Below are 18,943 nucleotides of genomic sequence, written 5' to 3'. Positions count from 1 at the left end.
ACGCGCCGGAGCGATCACACCCGTGCCCGGTGGCGTCGGACCGATGACCATCGCCTGCCTGCTGGCCAACACACTGACCGCCTGCTGCCGCACCAATGCCTTGCCAGAGCCCGAAGGCCTGACAGCCTGATCTCAGGGAAAATAAATTTGAACAAATGGACCGAAGAGCAAACGCTTTTTGGTCCATTTGCTTTCTGAAGATTGAATTAAGTTTCAAGGGCCGGGTTTGAATGTCCGGTAAATTGGTGATAAGTAAGCTATTCCAGCCGGTTACGAGAGATTGGTGAAAGCCGTGTGGTGTTGGGCTGGAACCTGTAGTCTTGTTTGTTGAGTATGTATGACCGAAGTGCCCAGACCAATTCTGGCCGAATTCACGTTACGCCGAGTGATTGCAGGCGTTGGTTTCCCACCTTTGTTGGCCAGTGCGTTCCAGCCTTTTCCGGCCATCTACCTGACCTATCCCCAGCGGCTTGTTTTCTGGATCGGTGTACTGGGATTGGCCCTGTGCGTGACCTGGATTGTCACACGCGTGAGCCGGAAATTTTTCGCAGAAGCCCAATTCAGCTGGCGTGACATTGCGCTGGTTTTCTTCATTCTGGTTTTGTTCGTGCCATCTATGTGGCTTATGTCATATTTGCTGTTCTCTGCCGGGGGGCTACAGGCGCCGGATGTTCTGGCGGTGGCCCCTTATGGTGCCCTGTTTGCAACCGGGCTGGTCCTGGTGCGCGGGTATAGTCACGTTGATGAGCCGGTGCAGGATCAGATCGCGCCACCCTCGCCACGTCTGACCAAGCGTTTGCCAGAGTCGTTTTCCGGTCAGATCTATCGACTGACAGTCCGCGACCATGCGGTTGATGTTGTGACTTCAGCGGGGACATTCACCATCCGATCCCGCCTGACTGATGCGATCGCCGAGATGGAACCGGTACCCGGCCACTGTACGCATCGTTCCCATTGGGTGGCAGACGATGCCATTGTCGGGGTTGAAAAGCTGGACGGAAAAACCTTCTTGCGTCTGAAGAACACCGATCTGGTTCCGATTAGCCGAAAATACAAACCGGGGTTAGAGCTAGACGGCCTTATCTAAGCCACTCTATCTGGGCATTGGAATGACCCGAGGATGCGATCCGGTGAGTATGGCTATGGCCTGATCATCCATCAAAGCGTCCAGTGTATGATCCGTACTGTGTAACCCGCCAGTATATGTGCCGTAGGCCGGTAGGATCAGCCGCGTCTTGTCCACCAAAAAGGCGGGCCGGGTGATGGTTCGACCCCGCGCGTTCAGACGTGCTTTGGGGTGGTAGTGGCCTGACACCTCGGCTTGCGCTGGTGCCTGCGCGATATGGCGGAAAGTCAGCGGGGCAATCTTACACTCGGACAGATGCGTACCGCCCAGATCAATCGGGCCAGGGTCGTGATTACCCTCGATCCAGATCCAGCGCCGACCAGCCTGCAGGGCCGTGATATCACGCTGTTCAGCCGCTTGCATTGCAACCGAAGCTTCCAGATCGTCGAAGCTGTCGCCCAGGCAGATCACGGTGGCAGGATTGGTTCTGGCAATATCCACAGCAAGCCGGGTCAGGGTTTCTTGACTGTCATAAGGCGGCAGACTCGGGCCGCCCCGCCGAGCGATGCGCTCAGACTTGCCCAGATGCAGGTCGGATACGCACAGCAATTGCTGATCCGGCCACCACAGGGCCCCTGATCCTAATGCCTTCAGAGTCTGCCCCGCAAATGAAAACGCCACTTCGTTCATGATGCGTTCTTTGCGTGTTTCACCTCCGGACGCAAGCCGTATCAATCAGGTGTTAACCCCGCCGCCTTCAACAGACGTGCGCTTTCTTCTGCCAATAGCCGTTCTTCGGCCGCGCCCTTGACCGGAACCTTGCCGACCTCAAGAAACAAAGGGGCGGCAAGAGGCGATACGCGATCCAGCCGCAGCAGATCAATACGGTCTCCGATCCGGGCGATCATCGCTTCGATCCGCCCGAAATCCACCAGCCCGCGCATGGCCTCTTCGCGGGTGATCTGCATCAACAAATGATCCGGGTCGTATTTCAACAAGGTGTCATAAAGGATATCCGACGAGAACGTCGCCTGACGACCGCTTTTGCGCTGACCGCCCATGTTCCGTTCGATCAGCCCAGCAATCGTGGCCGAGGCGCGAAAGGTCCGTTTCATCACGGCATTTCCGGCCAACCAAGTCTCAAGCCCGTCACGCAGGGCATCCAGTTGAAACAGGGGCCGCGGGTCGGTCACTGCATCCAGCCCCCAGATTAGTGTGGCATAATCGGTTGCGACAAAACCCAGCGGGGCGAGTCCGGTTTCCTCCATACGTTTGGTCAGCAATAGGCCCAGCGTCTGCTGTGCGTTGCGGCCAGCGAAACCGTAGACGCACAGATTCTCGCGCCCGTCATTCGGAAAGCTTTCGATCAGCAGCCGGTCGCGTTGAGGCAGGCGAGACATGTCGCGCTGCAGAGACAGCCAGTCGGCAGTGTGTTTAGGCAGTTGCGGCCAATCCGGCTGGGCAAACATCCGCAGAATCCGGTCGCTTAACTGCGTCGAGGTGGCGAATTTCGTGCCCGCAAAAACAGCAACTTTTGGTTTTCTGTCCGCACGGCGGCTGACCTCAACCACCATCTCGCGCAGGCCCTCATAGCGGACAATCTGCCCCCCGATCAGAAAGGTATCTCCGGGCGTTAGCGAGGCGGCAAAGGCCTCTTCCACTTCACCCAGCGGTTTGCCTCCGCGGTTGCGTTTCAAACGTACCTTCAGCGTGTCGGTGTCCTGAATGGTGCCCAAGTTCATGCGGATACGCTGCGCTGCGCGCGGGTCGCGCAGCTGCATTTGTCTGTCTGCGCGCTGTTGCAAGCGCTGCCAGCGATCATAGGCGCGTAGGGCGTAACCTCCGGTCGCGCAGAATTCCAGACAGGCGTCGAATTCATCGCGTGACAGACGCGCGTATGGCCCCGCTGTGGTCATTTCCGTAAAAAGCGCGCTGGCGTCGAACGGGCCTGCCGAAGCCGCTATCAAGATATGCTGGCATAGCACATCGCGGGGGCCAGAGCCGCGCGGTTCACCGTCCAGATCATGCGCTCTGGCGGCCTCAAGTGCCGCGACGCATTCCACCACCTCAAAGCGGTTGGCAGGTACCAGCAGGGCCTTGGAGGGCGCGTTGTAGCGGTGGTTTGCCCGCCCGATCCGTTGCACCAATCGTTTGACATTTTTAGGCGCACCAATTTGGATCACAAGGTCCACGTCACCCCAATCGATGCCAAGGTCCAGGCTGCCGGTACATACTATGGCGCGCAGGTCGCCCCGCACCATGGCGGCCTCGACCCGCTCGCGTTGCTGCCGGTCCAGACTGCCGTGGTGAATGCCGATGGGCAGGCCGTCATCGTTGGCAAGCCACAGATTGTGAAAGAAAATTTCGGCCTGCGCGCGGGTGTTGTGGAAAATCAGCGTCGTCTTGTGTTGCTTGATCTGCTCGAGCACCGCCGGGATCGAATAAGCAGCGCCACCACCGGACCAGGGGGGCATTTCCTGCGTTTCCAGCATGCGGATATCCGGATCAGGTCCTGGGTCGGCCTGCACAATCTGACAAGGGTCCGGGTGCCGGGCCAGAAAGCGCGCGATGGCCTGCGGGTCCTCGACCGTAGCTGAAAGACCGACCCGGCGCAGGTCAGGGCACAGGGTTTGCAGCCGCGCCAAGGCCAGCATCAGCTGATCTCCTCGCTTGCTTTCGGCCAATGCGTGGATTTCGTCGACAATCACCCGTTGCACCCCCGCAAACATCCGAGGTGCGTCTTCGTATGAGGTCAGCAGGGCCAAGCTTTCAGGGGTGGTCAGCAAAATATGGGGTGGGTCTACACGCTGCCGCTTTTTCTGCGTGGCCGAGGTGTCGCCGGTGCGGTCTTCGATCCGAATGGGAAGGCCAATCTCATCGGCAGGGCCGCGCAGGTTGCGGCGGATATCAGCGGCCAGTGCCTTGAGCGGAGACACATAAATCGTGTGCAACCCCTCATGCGTGCCATCTGCAAGTTCCGCCAATGTCGGCAAAAACCCGGCCATTGTCTTGCCGCCCCCGGTCGGCGCGATCAGCAACGTGGCCGGGTCCAAGGCCCGGTTGAACATATCTTGTTGATGGGGGTGAATGGACCAGCCCTTGGCGGCAAACCAAGATGTGATCCGGGCGGGAATCTGCGTCATACGCGCAGATTACCCGGCCCTTTACCGAAATGGCACGGCGTTATTTGACGATGGTCTCGTCCTTGACGAACATGTTGGACCATGCGCGGTCGATCAGGTCAGGGCTCATCTGATAAGGGATGCCCTCAAACTCGCAGATCGAGATCATCTGGTCGATCAGGAAGATCGGCTGATAATTCGCATAGATATTGTTGATGGTCGGGTATTTAACCTTCAACAGATGGACCAGAGCAGCCTCGTCAAGCGGCATGCCGCGTTTGCGCGCCACCATGGCAAAGATTTTCAGGAAGTTCTCCTGGTTCGGGCCGTCGATCTTGATCTTGAAGAAGATCCGGCGCAGGGCCGCTTGGTCGAAGATTTCATTCGGGTGGAAGTTGGTCGAGAAGATGACCAGCGTGTCGAAGGGAACTTCGAACTTTTCACCCGACTGCAGGCCAAGGATATCCTTGTTCTCTTCCAGCGGAACAATCCAACGGTTAATCAGGGCCTGCGGTGGTTCCTGCTGACGGCCAAGGTCGTCCACGATGAAGATACCGCCGGTCGATTTCAACTGCAAAGGGGCCTGATAGGTTCGCGCTGTGGGGTTATAAACCAGATCCAGCATACCCAGCGTCAATTCACCACCTGTAACCACGGTTGGACGTTCGCACTGAACATAGCGTGTGTCGAACCGTTTGCGGCGGCGCAGGCTGTTGGGATCGTCTGGCTCCTGTTCAATCGCAGTATGAACGATCGGGTCATAAACCGTAATCACCTGACCGGCATATTCGATGGCGAAAGGCACATAGACATTATCGCCCAGTGCATCGCGAATCCCGTTTGAAATGGAGGATTTACCGTTGCCCGGAGGGCCATACATCAGGACCGAGCGACCGGCGCTGACCGCCGGGCCCAATTGATCCAGCAGGCTGTCGGGCAGAACCAAGTGGCCCATTGCGCCAATCAGCTGGTCGCGGGTCACCTGAATGTTGCGGATCGACTGGCGTTTCACCTGTTCGCGGTAGACGTCCAGCGGTACGGGCATGGCGCCGAAATATTCTGACTGGCTCAACGCGTCCAGTGCGCGGGCCTTGCCGGCATCAGTCAGCTGATAACCCATCTCATTGCCGCTGTTGGCATTCAGGGTGCCGGTGGCCTCGATCAGTTTTTGCTCGCGGGCCATGTCGATCAGTTCCTGCGTGACGGAGCCCGGCAGACAAATCGCCACGGCGATCTCGGACACGGTGTCTACATTCTTGCGAAAGATCGTTTTCAACATGATGTCGCGCATCATGACGATGGGCAGTCTCATTTCGCCCAAACCCTTTGGGGCAGGGGGGGCCATTACCGAAGTTGTCTGCATATTCATGAGCGTCGCCCGTCTATCCAGTATTCACGCCAATGGCCCCAAAAAGGGCCGCTTAGGGGAAATCTGGCCCGGCTTTGTGGCAGTACCAAGGCGGCGACAAGGCGCGTTAATGATAGTTTACGAGCCGTAAACAGTGCCTAAGATCAGGTAAATAGCCAGGCTGCCACCAAGAGGCAGGCCCATTGGAAAGTGCTTCTTCCTGTTCCAGCTTTCCCAATTTGGCGCAACGTTGCGCAACGCGGTATGCATGGCCAGTCGATGCGTGACAAAGGCAGCAAGCGTGGTGGCTGCCAGAATAAAAATCACCAGAACCCAATCCCCAGACCAGACAAAAGGTGAGGCGGCGGCCATGAACTTGGCATCCCCGGCACCCAAAACGCCAGCGGCATTAAACAGAATACCCAAGATCAGCACGGTCACAATATGCAGCAAGTGCCAGACATAAGGGGGAAGTGTCACCGAGAACGACCAGATCGTTAGTGAGGTCCACTGGGTGGACCACGGGGGCAGCACAAACAACCCGACAATGGCGAAAATGACGGCCAGCGCAACAACGGCGTGGTTCTTGATCAGCATGTCCCGCAAGTCTGTGAACGCCACGTAAAAGCAGATCGGCAGAACAAACGGAAGAAACCACAGCGCAGCAAACGCGGGAATACTCATCAATCAGGCATCCTCAAGCGCGCGCAGCGAGCGGACAGCCTCGTCAAAATGCTGTGGATGGGTGGCAATGGCTTCGCGGAACAGGTTTTTGGCTGTCGCCACATCCCCTTGCTTGACCGCAGAGATACCCATCGTGTTCAGCAGCCTGGCGCGTTCCACCTGTGTCATGGGAACAACCGGCAGGCTGTAATTTCCTTGCGCAGCCCGGGCCAGAACCAGATTGTTCTTGGCGGTGAACAGGGATTTGTCCTGACGGATCGCCTCGGTAAACAGGCGTTCGGCTTCGGCAAACTGGCCGCGTGTCAGCTTGGAATAACCCCAATTGTTCATGACACCACCGGGGCGCGTGGTCAGGCCGACCGCGGTTTCATAAAAGTGGTCTGCGCGTTTCCAATCCTGTTTGGAGTCTGCGACCACCGCTTCAAGCCGATACCGTTTGAAGGTTTCATAAGTGGGTGGAATGGTATCCAGAACCGATCTGGCCTGCCCCCAATTGCCGGCACGGACAAGCGCGTCAGCATATTCGAGCTTGTCGACGCTTCCGGCGCCTTTCATCGTCGTCACCTTTTTCCAGGCGGCGACGGCTTCGGTCGACCGTTTCGCACGAGACAAGGAAATCGCCAGTCCCCGCTGCAGGTCGATCCGACCCGGATTTTTGGCGGCGGCGCCTTGAAAGTAGGTGACCGCCTCATTTGGATCGGCGGCGGTCAGCAAGACCTCGTTCAGGTTGGTCTCGTCAATGACGTTGACCTCCTGATAGGTACGCTCGACCTTTTCTTCCTCGGTTTCTTTTTCGCAGGCAGAAAGGATCAGCCCGCACATCACGATTGGCGCAATCAAGAATTGTTGGCGCATTTTTTGCGTCCCTTACTGCTCTTGCCTGTTTTACGGGAGCTTGCGCAGCTTGAATTGCCCGTCGCCTTGCTGCTCCAACGTATATTCTTGTTCTTCTGCCGTAGTATTAACAGGATTTTCCATTTTTGCGAGCGCTAAGCGCAGATTGTCCCGGATTGCGTCACTTTCGCCATTGTCCAGCGCAAAGGCCCGCTTGAAAACCTGCGCGGCCTCGGGATATTCGCCCTTTTCGACCAGCACCACGCCTAGATTGTTCCAAGCAACTGGCCAGTCAGGATTGTCCTTGACGGCCCGTCGCAGTAGGGTTTCGGCCTGTCCTAGACGTCTGAGTCCCAGATTGGCCGTGCCCATCGCCGTCAGGATTTGTGTTGTCATCCCCTGATCCAATGCGGCGCGGGCAAAAGAATCCAGCGCCAGCTCGTATTCCCCGGCGGCCATCAACCGGTTTCCCACCGTAATTTCGTCCGCCCTTTGACCTTTAGGGTCAATTCCGGGGACGTCCAGATCATCTGACGACCCTGTCTCAGTGCAAGAGGCCACCATGGCGATCACCATGGCGGCCTTTAGCATGTGGCGTATACCGTCGTGGATGCGCCTGAAGCCTACTAAATTTGGGTTATTAATTACCCGCCGCAAAATCAGCGATTCCTTTTGCCGAAGGTCCGACCAGAATAACCAGCAAAGGCGGCACCGTCAGGATCATTGTGGCAAGAGTCATCTTGGTTGGCAACTTGTTAGCGGCTTCTTCGGCGCGCATGACCCGTTTGTCGCGCATTTCGCCAGCGTAGACCCGAAGCGCTTCGGCGATCGAGGTGCCGAACGTCGCGGACTGGATCATGACGGTCACGAATGAGCTGACATCTTGCACGCCGCAGCGGGTTCCGAAGTCACGCAAAACCGTGTCCTTGTCCTTACCAGCCTTCAATTCATAAGCGACAATTTCGAACTCTTGCGCGATATCGGGGTAGGAGGCCTTCATCTCACGTGCAACCCGTACAATGGCTTGATCCAGAGATTGTCCGGCCTCGACGCAGACCAGCATAAGGTCCAGGGTATCGGGAAAACCGGCGACAATTGCTTCATTACGTTCGGCAACACGCCGGGTGATCCAGTAGCGCGGCAGAAAATATCCTGCACCTGCCGGAATCAGAACCCTAAGAGCCATCTGTTGACCGGTGAATTCCTGGCCACCCGACAGTACGGTAACCAACATGACGCCGACCAGAATGCCGATAATACCCAGCGCAAATTGTGCAAAGTGGAAGAAACGCACAGCATCCTTTGAATGATATCCGGCTTGCCGCAGCTTTAGCTGCATTGCCGACAGTTCGGCTTCGTTTTGCGGCTCAAGGAATGTTGCGAACTTTTCAAGCTGCTCGTTGCGACTGGTGTTGCGAAGCTTGTCCTTTTTGGATTTCTTATCGTGTTTTGGTGCGGCAGTGGATTTTTGCAGCTTTTTCAGAGGGTCCTCTGGTTGGTTCAGCATCAGAGTGACAGCGATTAAGATCATCGCCAGACCCAAAACGCCGATCACGATAAGTGGACCGAATTCGCCAAGGTACTGTTTGATCAGGTCGTTGATTGGGGCCAGAACTTCCATTGCAATTCCCTCAGACCTTGATGTTGGTAAGAACGCGCATCACGATCAGGTTCAGCGTCAGCATGATGCCCACGAAGAAACAGGCCGGGATGAACAGGGGATGATCAACCACGTCGTCATAGTAATTGGGATCTGTCACCATGATGAACAGCAGGCAGAAAAGGGGAAACCCTGACAGAAACTTGCCGGACCATTTTGCCTCGGCGGTGATCGCCTTTACACGCCGGAACAGGCGGAAACGGGCGCGGATCACCTTGGCCAGACCAGCCAGAATTTCAGCAAGGTTACCGCCTGACTGTTGTTGAATACCCACGGCCACCGCCAGAAAGCGAAGGTCCTGCATGTCCAGACGTTCAGCCAGATCACTCAGCGCCTCACCCACGTCCCGGCCATATGCGCATTCGTCGGCAATTACACCGAACTCGGTTCCCAGTGGGTCCTGTACTTCGTTTGCGACAATCTGAATAGACGACACAAATGGGTTGCCCACGCGCAGGGATCGGACCATCAATTCAACCGCGTCAGGCAGTTGCTCTTCCATCATGCCCATGCGTTTACCGGCCTTCCGGCTCACCCAGGTGTAGACACCGCCAACACCGATAAAGACCGACAATGCCACCCGCAGAACCATTTCCGTTGCGGTGCCGACGCTCAGGCCGACGAAAGCAAAGCCTGACAAAAGGATCATGACCATGATCAGTTGTTTCGGGGTGAAGGCAATAGCTGCCTTCTGCGCTTTGTCAGCCAACAGCGAATAGAGCGGGATGCTCTGCGTTTTCATATGCTGCTGCATTTCCTTGCGCAGCTGTTCCAGCACTTGTTCCCGCCCGACACCTTTGTCGAGCATGTCCAGACGCCGGTTTACACGGCTGTTCAGGCTGATGGATTTGCCGAAAGCCACCAGATAGATGCCTTCGACTAGGGCGAACACCGCGACGAAGATCACGACATAGATGAGCGCCTCAACAGGCAGTTGCATTGCCAGATCTCCTACATATTCGTTGGTTCATAGACCGAAGCGGGCAGGTCAAAGCCCCACAGGCGGAAGCGCTCAGAATAGTGACTGCGCACGCCGGTCGCTGTGAAGTGACCGATGATTTTGTTGTCCGGTGTTAGTCCAACACGTTGAAATTTAAAGATTTCCTGCATCGAGATCACATCGCCTTCCATGCCCGTAATCTCGGTGATTGAGGTCATCCGACGCGAACCATCCTGCAAACGGCTGGCCTGCACGATCAGGTTCACAGCAGACGAAATCTGGCTTCTTACCGCTTTGATTGGCATTTCGATACCGGCCATTGCGATCATGTTTTCCAGGCGCGAAATCCCGTCGCGCGCCGAGTTGGCGTGGATCGTAGTCATCGAACCGTCGTGGCCGGTGTTCATGGCCTGCAACATGTCGATCACCTCGGCGCCACGCGTCTCACCCACGATAATGCGGTCAGGACGCATACGCAGGGCGTTTTTCAAACAGTCGCGCGGGCTGACCTCACCTTTGCCTTCGACGTTGGGCGGACGGCTTTCCATCCGACCCACATGGGTCTGTTGCAGCTGAAGTTCCGCCGTATCCTCGATTGTCAGGATGCGTTCTGCGTCATCGATGAAACTGGACAAGGCGTTCAGTGTGGTGGTTTTACCCGAACCCGTACCACCAGAAACGATGATGTTCAGACGGGTTGACACGGCGGCCTGAAGATAAGCGGCCATCTCTTCGGTAAAGGCTCCGAAATTCACCAGGTCATCGATGCCCAGCTTGTCTTTTTTGAACTTACGAATTGAGACCAGCGATCCATCCACGGCAATCGGCGGCACCATCGCATTGAAACGCGAACCATCAGCCAAGCGAGCGTCAACGTAAGGGTTGGATTCATCGACACGACGTCCCACAGCGGACACGATCTTGTCGATGATCCGCATCAGATGCTTTTCGTCTTTAAAGGTGATGTCGCTGATTTCCAGCCTACCGTCGCGTTCCACAAAGATCTGTTGCGGACCGTTGACCAGAATATCGTTGACAGTATCGTCCTGCAGCAAGGTTTCAAGCGGGCCAAGACCCGTCACTTCGTCATACAGTTCCTTGTTCAACTGCGAGCGGTCCTCGCGGTTCAGAACAATATTCCGGGTTTCCAAAATTTCGCTGACAATCGAGCTGATTTCCGCGCGCAATTCAGATTCGCCTGCATTTTCGAGCGCCGCTAGGTTCAGGTTTTCCAACAGTTCGCGATGCAGTTCGATCTTGATCTCGCCAAGGCGTTCCTTGCGCTTGCGATCGCGATCTCCGGCCACCGGTTCGGCCGCCTTTTTCTGCACGGGCCGTCGAGCGACGGCATTAGCAGTGGGCTTTTTTTCCGCAACAGGTTCAGGTGTCGCGGCCGGAGTTTGAACCGGCTGCGCTTCGGGCTGTTTCTTGTAACGTGAAAACACGGCGGCTCTCTCCCTTTAGTACTGGTTACGCGGCCTCAGCGTCGCTGCTGCCCAAACTATGAAGCGATTTCGCAAGCTTCGCGATTTCGCGACGCAGCGGATTCTTGGCGGCTGCATTGGCCAGCGGTTGTCCGTGGTCGCCACTCTGCATGACCGGCTTGCCGCCATCCGGCAATTGCAGGTCAATGGAGATCCCCAGGCTTTCACCCATTCGTTTGACCCGGCTTTTGCCGTTCAGATCGGTAAATTTCGGCGCCCGATTCAGAGCAAAGCGCAATTTGTTGAAAGGCAATTCCTCGGCCTGCAGTGCACGTTTCAGGCGCAGCGCGTTCTGAGCCGAGCGCATGTCCAGTTCAATCATGGCGAAATACACATGTGCGGCCTGAAGAACGGTTTCAGACCAGTGAACCAGCGTCGAGGGCATGTCCACGATCACATAATCAAAGTTCCGACGAGCCGTTTCGATCACGCGCTGAATATCTTCGGGTGTGATCAGATCCAGCGGCACCATGTCCGATGGCGCTGTCAGAACCTGCAGTTTCTCTTCATAGGTTTGCAACGCTTGAGAAAATACGTCGTCATCCATCAGCGATGTGTCCGAAAGCATTTCAAAGACAGTTTCGCGCCGTGGTAAATCCAGATAGGTCGAAACTGTGCCGAATTGCAGATCCAGATCCAACAGACAGACTGATGGCGCGTCTTTGTCCGATACGGTGGCCAATTCCCAGGCCAGATTGACTGCCATAGTGGTGGAACCGACGCCTCCGGCAAGTCCGTGGACCACAAAGAGGGCCCCTTCTTTCGATTCACCTTGCGCCAAAGGTGCAGCGGCCTGCTGTACTGCAACTGGATCGGGCTGGTTCATCCTGGCGATAGCTTCCTGCAATTCGCCTTCGGGCAGAGGGTAGGGGACGAACTCGTCCGCGCCTTTGCGCAACAGTTGGTGCAGAGACGCCGGAGTGACGTCTTCGGCGATTAGGACGATTTTTATCTTCTTTTCTTTGGCTCGCGTGATGATCTCACCCATCAAGGACAAGTTGTCCTCATCTTCGCCGTCAATCGCCAAGGCGACAAACTCCAAAGAATCGGCATCAGGTTGGCTGAAGAATGCCAGAGCTTCGGCAAAACCGAGATCACCCCATCGTTCTCCCAGTGCAACCTCCATATCTTCGATCAGAAGGTCGAAATTCTGGACGTCACGGCTGATGGTGCAGGCCAGAATGGCGTTTTTATCATCTTGTGGCGATGCGCTCGTCATTAACACAATCCTTGTCGCGAGAGCCGACCAACCCAGAGAACCCGAGGATTCTGTCTGGTTCGCTCTTGCCCCGTCGCGGCCAGATTTGGCCGCAGGTCACCTAATTGTTGAAAATTTGGCTTGGAACTTAGGCAAGATTTAGGCGCAAAAGAACCAATTGTAGGGAAATGGGCGACGATGTCGCCCAAATCCGACTTATTGTTCGGTTGTATCGCCAACTCGTGTCTGGCTACGCAGTTGCGCCTCGTACGTCGCGCTTTGTACATATTCGCGATAGACGATGGCGGCATACTTGCCGTCCAGAACCAGCGGGTTGCGATCCACAAAGCCCGAAACCTCGGTCACGGTGCGGCGGTTTCGCCGATCGCGATTCGGGGTATCGATCAACGGGCGTGACTTGCCGAAGGAAACGACAGCCTCAAGACGTGAGCGCGAGATGCCCTGCTGTGTCAGGAAGGCAACCGCCGCATTGGCGCGTCGCTGGCCCAGTGCCTTGTTGTAACCAGTCGAACCGACGGCGTCGGTATGGCCATAGACCCGGAACCGCGCTTCGGGGAACTGTTTGATCCAAGCAGCCTGCCGCAACAGAACCCGCTGAGCCGTTTCGTCCAGCTTTGCGCTGTCAAAGGCAAAGTTGATCTGCGTCGGAACCTCGGCCGCGAACCGCTGACCCAGGATTTGGGCATAGGTCAGTTCGCCGTTCATGACCTGGGTGTTGTTCAGGGTCGCATTCCCGAAAGCACCTTGATCAACTTCATACCCGGCTTCACGCGTGCAAGCGGCGACAGCAACCGAAAGACCCAGTGTGATTATCCACTTCTGCATTGGTCCTATCCTCCTATCAATCCAGAACGTAGCCGTAGGAGCTGCCAAAGTCCTGCTTGGCCACTTCCGAGGCTGCGCCGGCACCCGGGCGCGTTGTACGACCGACTTTGCCGTTCACGAACAGATCAAATTCGCTGGGCGGCTTGACCCGATCTGTTGGCAATGCCAGCGCTTCACCACGTGTCGGCGAAACCAGATGCGCAGTGATTATGATAACCAGTTCGCTTTGTTGGCGCTGGTATTCCGCAGAGCGGAACAACGCTCCCAGCACCGGAATATCACCGACCCAGGGAACTTGGCTGTTCAGGTCTGCAAAGTCATCTTGAATCAACCCCGCGATTGCGAAGCTCTCACCATCTCGCAATTCAACCGTCGTGCTGGTCTGACGAGTGACAAAGCTAGGAACTGTATCGCCTTGGATAGTAAAGTCTGAACTGGTGTCAATGCTGGACACGGCGGCGGCAAGCTCAAGATTGATCAGATCGCCATCCACAACGCGTGGAATAAAGTCGATTTCAACGCCGAACGTCTTGTACTCAATGGCAATAACACCATCTTCTTGCGGCACCGGAATGGGAACTTCACCGCCGGCAAGGAAGGTTGCTTCCTGACCCGACAGGGCAGACAGGTTTGGCTCTGCCAGACTGCGGGCAAGACCTTTGGCCTCCAATGCTTCAAGCAGCAAACGCACCTGCGTCGATCCGGCCCCAAAGCCGAACAGGATGGCGCCTGTATTTGTTTGAAGTATGGGGATGTTGTCGTTCAGTGCGTTGGCCAGAGCACCCGCATTGTTGAGGGTGTTGAAACCACCTGTCACGTCACCGCCGCCGAAGCCCAGCGAAGCGGTCAGGCTTTTGGCCACCGAGCGGTTCATCTCGGCAAAGCGTACTTTCAGCATGACTTGCTGTACGCCCCCAACTGACATCAGGTTCGAGACACGCTCGGGCGCGTAACGCTCGGCCAGTTCCAGTGCCCGCGCCAGTTTTGCGCCGCTGGAAACCGTTCCCGAAAGGACGATGCCATCATTGGCTGTGCGCACTTCGATCTGTTCACCTGGCAAAATCTGAACCAAACGCTCTTTGAATTCAGATACATCCGGCGATACGCGAACCCGAACATTTGCCAGCAGGTTACCCGCGCCGTCAAACAGGGTCAGCGTAGTCAGACCCGGTGCCTTACCCAGCACATAAATAGTGCGATCCGAAAGCGACGAGATATCGGCGATGCCGGCATTAGCAATGCTAAGTTCGGCGAAAGGTTCTTCGCTTTCCACCACAATTGCGCGGTTCATCGGAACGTCCAGCGTTTCCGCTGAACCATTCTTTACCACGCGCAAAGTTTCAGCCCAGGCCGTATGGCCGACCGGACCAACTATAAGCGCCAACCCCATAAGGGTTGCGCTGATCCAAGTACGTATTGTCATGTGACCTGCCTCTCCGATCACGCCTCGTTTTTTGGGTCTATGCCCTATGTCAGGTAACACTGCGCGAATTACGAATTTATTGCAATAATCAAGGGTTTCTGGAATTTTCCTTATGTGGACAATGCGCAACATGCATAACGAAACAAGCCGCGCAGTTGGCGCGGCTTGTATTGGTAAATCTCTGATTTAACGTCAGTTTGTGCAAGGAATTTCGGTTTGCACAATTTCTCCGCTACGTCGAACTCTCGTGTAGCATTTCCGTTCTTCAGCCTGAACCGGGGCGGGGGCTGCTTCTTTGATTCCCAACAGTTTTCGCTGGTCCACTTCAACCGCACTTGCGATTGTGTCGTCCTGCACCCCAACTAAGGCCAATGACAAGCGACCTGTGTTCTGTGCTTGGGCCAAAGCCGCGATTTCTTCTGGGGTGGCGGCTACTGTCACAGTACGCGCAATTGTTGTGCCCGTCAGATCTGATCCCGCTGACTGGTCAATCGCGACCAATTCGATGTTGGTCTGAATCAGGCGGGTGATTTCGCCGACTCCAGCCTGAAGGTTGCTGTTAACGGTTCCGGTCCAATACACATCTACACTATCACCAGGGCGCAAAAAGCCAGAAACACCAGACGCAACATCAACGCTGATCGCAAAAGCGCGTTTACCTTTTTCTATCCGTGAGGTCAGACCTGCGGCCTCCCCAGGATTGGTAACTTTGACCTCCATGAGGGCCTCGTCTTTTTCCATCGCTCTCAGGACGAATCGGTCTCCCTTAGCGTCTTCAGGAAACAAAACGGCCATGTCCATGAAGCTGCCTTCCGGGATTGCTTCGTCAGGCCAGTTGACGACACGAACGTCTTCCTTGGTCAGGCGCTCTCCGTATTTCATGGCTCGGTTGGATACAAGAACGCCAGTGGTCCCTTCTAGGGCGGCATTTTCCAACGCTTGTTGCGCGGCCAGGCGTTCTCGGGCGAGTTGGTCCTGATGCTGTGCGATGTAGTCGCGCGCCAAATAGACGGCGCCTCCGGCCAAAGCCACCCCGACAATCAGGACAAGTCCAAATACTGCACGCATTCACGTCCCCTCGTATTGTTCTATATCGGTTTGTTCGCCGCGACATTACGACGAAGTCCATTTCTTCGTAATGTTAAATTGTGTCGAAAAGGGGGACAATCTCGATTAATTTCGTGATTGTAATTCCGCACTCATTCTGAGGCGTTTCCGCATCAGGGGCTGGTGGCGGAAAACTTTGTGCGTATGTCTTGAACCTCAACCGCAGAGACTGCGGCACCATTTTTTGCGTCCAGGTTTTGCACAGGATCTGCGATGTAAAGACCGATGAAAGAGCCAAAGCCAACCAGCATGGCTGTCAGCACGACCCAATCAACCGTTACGGCCCCATCCTCTTGGTGAGAAAATTTTGCAAGTCTCTTCAGCATAGGAGTACCACTTTAGGGATATTGCATAAAAAGAGGGGCCAAGCCTAAGCAAGCATGGCCCCACCATATAAATCTCTACCGGCGTTTCTATTAGCCGCCGGAGGTCGTCGTGCCGAACTTGGTTTTGATGTCTTCAACCGTGGTGCCGTTGATTTCGGTACCGATTTTGCCCGACAGAGCTGCGGTGCCATCACCGATCGCGCTGTAAGCAACTGCGGCCAGGCCAACGATAGCTGCAGTCAGAACGACCCAGTCAACTGTTACGGCGCCGTCTTCGTCTTTGCGGAAGTTCTTGATGAACTTGATCATGTTACGTCCCTCCTAAAGGATCAAAAGTCAAATAAACCTCGGGGTCTATCAGAGCTTTCTCTCTCAGTCCGCTCCCGACCGTCTCGGTATGGCACTATGATTGCCTGTCAGGCGTGGCAGGAATTGGGCTAAACACCATTTTTTTTCTTTTCCGCTTAACTTTTTGGTAGTTTTTTCTTCAACCTATTGAAAATAAACAAATAAAAGTTCGTTACCGATTGGGGTGTTCTGTGTTGCCGATGCAAAATTGCGCCAAATGAGGCGAAATTGCCCCATTTCGACGTGTTTCTCTGGCTTTACAACGGGATTCGCGGTTCAAATCCCGTAAAAGAAAAAACATGAGGCAGGCAAAATGAAACTCCGGGACGCAATGATCTGCGCCGGCACGTTGGCTTTGATGATGTCAGGGCCCTTGCCCGCTATCGCGAATGAAGTTGAACCCAGGGGCGTATATAAAAGAGTAAAGCCCCCCAAACCGGGGACGCGACCCAAGATAACTGTTCAGATTTCGCCCGAAGAACATGCATCGGCGCCCTTCGCGCCCAGCACCGGGGCCGAGCTCGTTATTCCTGAGATCGTCAAACGCGCCAAGGTTGTACCCCCAAGTGTTCCAGGGACTGGATCGCAAAACAAACCGGTCGGGTCTTACAAGGCTTTCTGGGATAAAATCTCACCTGCTTTGGCCGAAGCAGGAGCCTGGCGGTTGGATGCAGCCATAAACGCGCTGGCCGCGACCAATGTGGCCTCACCGCGTTTGCAGACGCTCCAGAACATTGCGCAACAACAAGGGATCGAGATTCTGCGCTCAACCGTAGGAACAAATGTATCGCCGGCTTTGGTGCTGGCCGTGATTTCGGTTGAATCTGCAGGTCGTGAGAATGCGGTCAGCTCAGCCGGGGCGCAGGGGTTGATGCAGTTGATGCCAGCCACCGCCAAACGATTTGGTGTTAAGGACAGCTTGCAGCCGTCTCAGAATATCTCGGGCGGTGTGAAATACCTGAACTGGTTGATGGAAGAATTTGGAAATGACCCGATCCTAGTGCTGGCAGGATATAATGCGGGTGAAGGTGCTGTGCGCAAGCACAGCGGAGTTCCCCCTTATGCCGAGACGCGGGATTACGTGCCCAAAGTCCTTGCGGCCTTTCAGATCGCCAAGGCCCTTTGTTCAACCCCGCCCGAGCTGATTTCGGATGGCTGTGTGTTCCAGACATTGAATTGAAAAGGCCCGCCAGAACTGGCGGGCCTTTTCAATCTAGTGGATTAGTTGACGATCTTGGCCTCGGTGGCGGCGCGAATCTCGTCTTCGGTTACACCTTCGGCAATTTCAACGATCTTCAGGCCGCCTTCAACCACGTCCAGAACACCCAGATTGGTAATGATGCGATCCACTACCTGTTTTCCGGTCAGGGGCAGGGTGCATTTCTTCAGCAGCTTGGACTTGCCGTGCTTGTTAGTGTGATCCATCACAACGATCACGCGGCCAACACCGGCCACAAGATCCATCGCGCCGCCCATGCCCTTGACCAAAACGCCGGGAATCATCCAGTTGGCCAGATCACCTTCCTCATCAACCTCCATAGCTCCCAGTACCGCTGCAGCAATCTTACCGCCCCGGATCATCGCAAAGGATGTGGCGCTGTCGAAATAGGACGTGCGCGACAATTCAGTGATCGTCTGTTTTCCCGCGTTGATCAGGTCGGGGTCTTCTTCACCTTCGAACGGGAAGGGGCCCATGCCCAGCATGCCGTTCTCGGATTGTAGAGTGATGTCCTTATCACCCACATAGTTCGCCACCAGCGTCGGAATCCCGATGCCTAGGTTCACATACATGCCGTCTTCCAGCTCTTGCGCCGCGCGGGCGGCCATTTGATTGCGGTCCCAGGGCATTATGCTTCCTCCTTCTTGCGGGTGGTGCGCTGTTCGATGCGTTTTTCGTGATCGCCCTGAATGATCCGGTTCACGTAGATGCCGGGCAAGTGGATCTGGTCGGGATCCAGCGAACCGCGTGGCACGATCTCTTCGACTTCGGCGATGCAGACCTTGCCGCAGGTCGCTGCGGGCACGTTAAAGTTGCGGGCGGTCTTGCGAAAGATCAGGTTGCCGGTGTCGTCGGCCTTCCATGCCTTGACGATGGCCAGATCGGCAAAGATGCCTTCTTCCATGATATAGGTTTCGCCGTTGAAGTCCTTATGCTCCTTACCCTCAGCGATCACGGTGCCCACACCTGTCTTGGTATAGAAGCCGGGAATACCGGCACCACCGGCACGCATACGCTCAGCCAGAGTGCCTTGCGGGTTGAATTCCAATTCCAACTCACCCGCCAGGTACTGACGCATGAATTCCGCGTTCTCGCCGACATATGAGCTGATCATCTTCTTGACCTGCTTGGTTTGCAGCAAGATGCCGATGCCGAAATCATCGACGCCCGCATTGTTCGAGGCAAAGGTCAGGTCCTGAGCGCCCGACTCCTTGATCGCCCCCAACAGCAATTCAGGAATACCGCACAGGCCGAACCCGCCTGCTGCGATCATCATGCCATCCGACAACACCCCATCAAGCGCTTCGGTGGCATTGGCATAGACTTTCTTCATGGAAA

At 55.7% G+C, this 18,943-nt stretch carries 19 protein-coding genes and 1 pseudogene; 3 read left to right on the top strand and 17 right to left on the bottom strand.

All coding sequences use genetic code 11. The features are described 5' to 3' along the window. Together ACR0LY_RS17980 and ACR0LY_RS17975 are read left to right on the top strand one after the other, a co-directional pair. Window positions 1-130, top strand: a pseudogene (locus ACR0LY_RS17980) (bifunctional methylenetetrahydrofolate dehydrogenase/methenyltetrahydrofolate cyclohydrolase); the annotation flags it as partial. A 207-nt stretch (window positions 131-337) separates the two neighbouring features. Then, window positions 338-1,087 carry a LytTR family DNA-binding domain-containing protein gene (locus tag ACR0LY_RS17975; protein WP_170351472.1) on the top strand — a complete coding sequence of 250 codons (750 nt, stop codon included), beginning with the start codon at window positions 338-340 and terminating at the stop codon, window positions 1,085-1,087. Window positions 1,088-1,093: 6 nt separating this feature from the next. Here ACR0LY_RS17975 and pdeM read toward each other — a convergent pair whose 3' ends face one another. From pdeM to ACR0LY_RS17900, 15 genes are all read right to left on the bottom strand, one after another. Next, a complete protein-coding gene (gene pdeM, locus ACR0LY_RS17970) occupies window positions 1,094-1,756 on the bottom strand; it encodes a ligase-associated DNA damage response endonuclease PdeM (protein WP_170351470.1) in 663 nt (220 codons plus the stop codon). Window positions 1,757-1,797: 41 nt separating this feature from the next. Beyond that, window positions 1,798-4,209 (bottom strand): ligase-associated DNA damage response DEXH box helicase, encoded by a 2,412-nt coding sequence (locus ACR0LY_RS17965; protein ID WP_170351468.1) that lies wholly within the window; start codon window positions 4,207-4,209, stop codon window positions 1,798-1,800. Between the two features lie 40 nt (window positions 4,210-4,249). Continuing rightward, the gene (locus tag ACR0LY_RS17960) at window positions 4,250-5,557 is read right to left on the bottom strand and encodes a P-loop NTPase family protein (protein WP_170351466.1); all 1,308 of its coding nucleotides are present in this window, start codon (window positions 5,555-5,557) and stop codon (window positions 4,250-4,252) included. A 117-nt stretch (window positions 5,558-5,674) separates the two neighbouring features. Next, window positions 5,675-6,220 carry a prepilin peptidase gene (locus ACR0LY_RS17955; protein ID WP_170351464.1) on the bottom strand — a complete coding sequence of 182 codons (546 nt, stop codon included), beginning with the start codon at window positions 6,218-6,220 and terminating at the stop codon, window positions 5,675-5,677. A gap of 3 nt (window positions 6,221-6,223) precedes the next feature. Continuing rightward, complete coding sequence (locus ACR0LY_RS17950) at window positions 6,224-7,075, bottom strand: tetratricopeptide repeat protein (RefSeq protein ID WP_170351463.1); 852 nt, start codon at window positions 7,073-7,075, stop codon at window positions 6,224-6,226. A 30-nt stretch (window positions 7,076-7,105) separates the two neighbouring features. Next, on the bottom strand, window positions 7,106-7,645 hold the full coding sequence (locus ACR0LY_RS17945) for a tetratricopeptide repeat protein (RefSeq protein WP_226689821.1): 540 nt from the start codon (window positions 7,643-7,645) through the stop codon (window positions 7,106-7,108). A 49-nt stretch (window positions 7,646-7,694) separates the two neighbouring features. Beyond that, window positions 7,695-8,675 carry a type II secretion system F family protein gene (locus ACR0LY_RS17940; RefSeq protein WP_170351461.1) on the bottom strand — a complete coding sequence of 327 codons (981 nt, stop codon included), beginning with the start codon at window positions 8,673-8,675 and terminating at the stop codon, window positions 7,695-7,697. A 10-nt stretch (window positions 8,676-8,685) separates the two neighbouring features. Next, window positions 8,686-9,654 carry a type II secretion system F family protein gene (locus tag ACR0LY_RS17935; protein ID WP_170351459.1) on the bottom strand — a complete coding sequence of 323 codons (969 nt, stop codon included), beginning with the start codon at window positions 9,652-9,654 and terminating at the stop codon, window positions 8,686-8,688. A gap of 11 nt (window positions 9,655-9,665) precedes the next feature. After that, window positions 9,666-11,099 (bottom strand): TadA family conjugal transfer-associated ATPase, encoded by a 1,434-nt coding sequence (locus ACR0LY_RS17930; protein ID WP_170351457.1) that lies wholly within the window; start codon window positions 11,097-11,099, stop codon window positions 9,666-9,668. A gap of 25 nt (window positions 11,100-11,124) precedes the next feature. Beyond that, on the bottom strand, window positions 11,125-12,357 hold the full coding sequence (locus tag ACR0LY_RS17925) for a CpaE/TadZ family protein (RefSeq protein WP_170351455.1): 1,233 nt from the start codon (window positions 12,355-12,357) through the stop codon (window positions 11,125-11,127). Between the two features lie 195 nt (window positions 12,358-12,552). After that, a complete protein-coding gene (locus ACR0LY_RS17920) occupies window positions 12,553-13,182 on the bottom strand; it encodes an OmpA family protein (protein ID WP_170351453.1) in 630 nt (209 codons plus the stop codon). A 16-nt stretch (window positions 13,183-13,198) separates the two neighbouring features. After that, window positions 13,199-14,605, bottom strand: a complete 1,407-nt coding sequence (locus ACR0LY_RS17915) for a type II and III secretion system protein family protein (RefSeq protein ID WP_170351452.1) — start codon at window positions 14,603-14,605, stop codon at window positions 13,199-13,201. Between the two features lie 192 nt (window positions 14,606-14,797). Continuing rightward, on the bottom strand, window positions 14,798-15,673 hold the full coding sequence (gene cpaB / locus ACR0LY_RS17910) for a Flp pilus assembly protein CpaB (RefSeq protein ID WP_170351449.1): 876 nt from the start codon (window positions 15,671-15,673) through the stop codon (window positions 14,798-14,800). 152 nt (window positions 15,674-15,825) lie between these two features. Beyond that, entirely contained in the window at window positions 15,826-16,038 is a 213-nt protein-coding gene (locus tag ACR0LY_RS17905; RefSeq protein WP_170351447.1) for a hypothetical protein, read from the bottom strand. 90 nt (window positions 16,039-16,128) lie between these two features. Then, window positions 16,129-16,347 (bottom strand): Flp family type IVb pilin, encoded by a 219-nt coding sequence (locus ACR0LY_RS17900; protein ID WP_170351445.1) that lies wholly within the window; start codon window positions 16,345-16,347, stop codon window positions 16,129-16,131. A gap of 352 nt (window positions 16,348-16,699) precedes the next feature. Between ACR0LY_RS17900 and ACR0LY_RS17895 the strand changes: the two genes are divergently transcribed. Then, on the top strand, window positions 16,700-17,566 hold the full coding sequence (locus ACR0LY_RS17895; protein WP_170351443.1) for a lytic transglycosylase domain-containing protein: 867 nt from the start codon (window positions 16,700-16,702) through the stop codon (window positions 17,564-17,566). A 41-nt stretch (window positions 17,567-17,607) separates the two neighbouring features. Here the strand turns inward: ACR0LY_RS17895 and ACR0LY_RS17890 are convergent, their stop codons facing one another. After that, window positions 17,608-18,234: a CoA transferase subunit B gene (locus ACR0LY_RS17890; RefSeq protein ID WP_170351441.1), complete on the bottom strand. Its 627-nt coding sequence runs from the start codon at window positions 18,232-18,234 to the stop codon at window positions 17,608-17,610. After that, window positions 18,234-18,938 carry a CoA transferase subunit A gene (locus ACR0LY_RS17885; protein WP_170351439.1) on the bottom strand — a complete coding sequence of 235 codons (705 nt, stop codon included), beginning with the start codon at window positions 18,936-18,938 and terminating at the stop codon, window positions 18,234-18,236. The genes ACR0LY_RS17890 and ACR0LY_RS17885 overlap by 1 nt, the downstream gene beginning before the upstream one ends. Window positions 18,939-18,943: the final 5 nt, after the last annotated feature.

It is taken from the genome of Ruegeria sp. BC5 (assembly GCF_056539205.1).
This window is presented reverse-complemented; position numbering and strand designations above follow the sequence as displayed.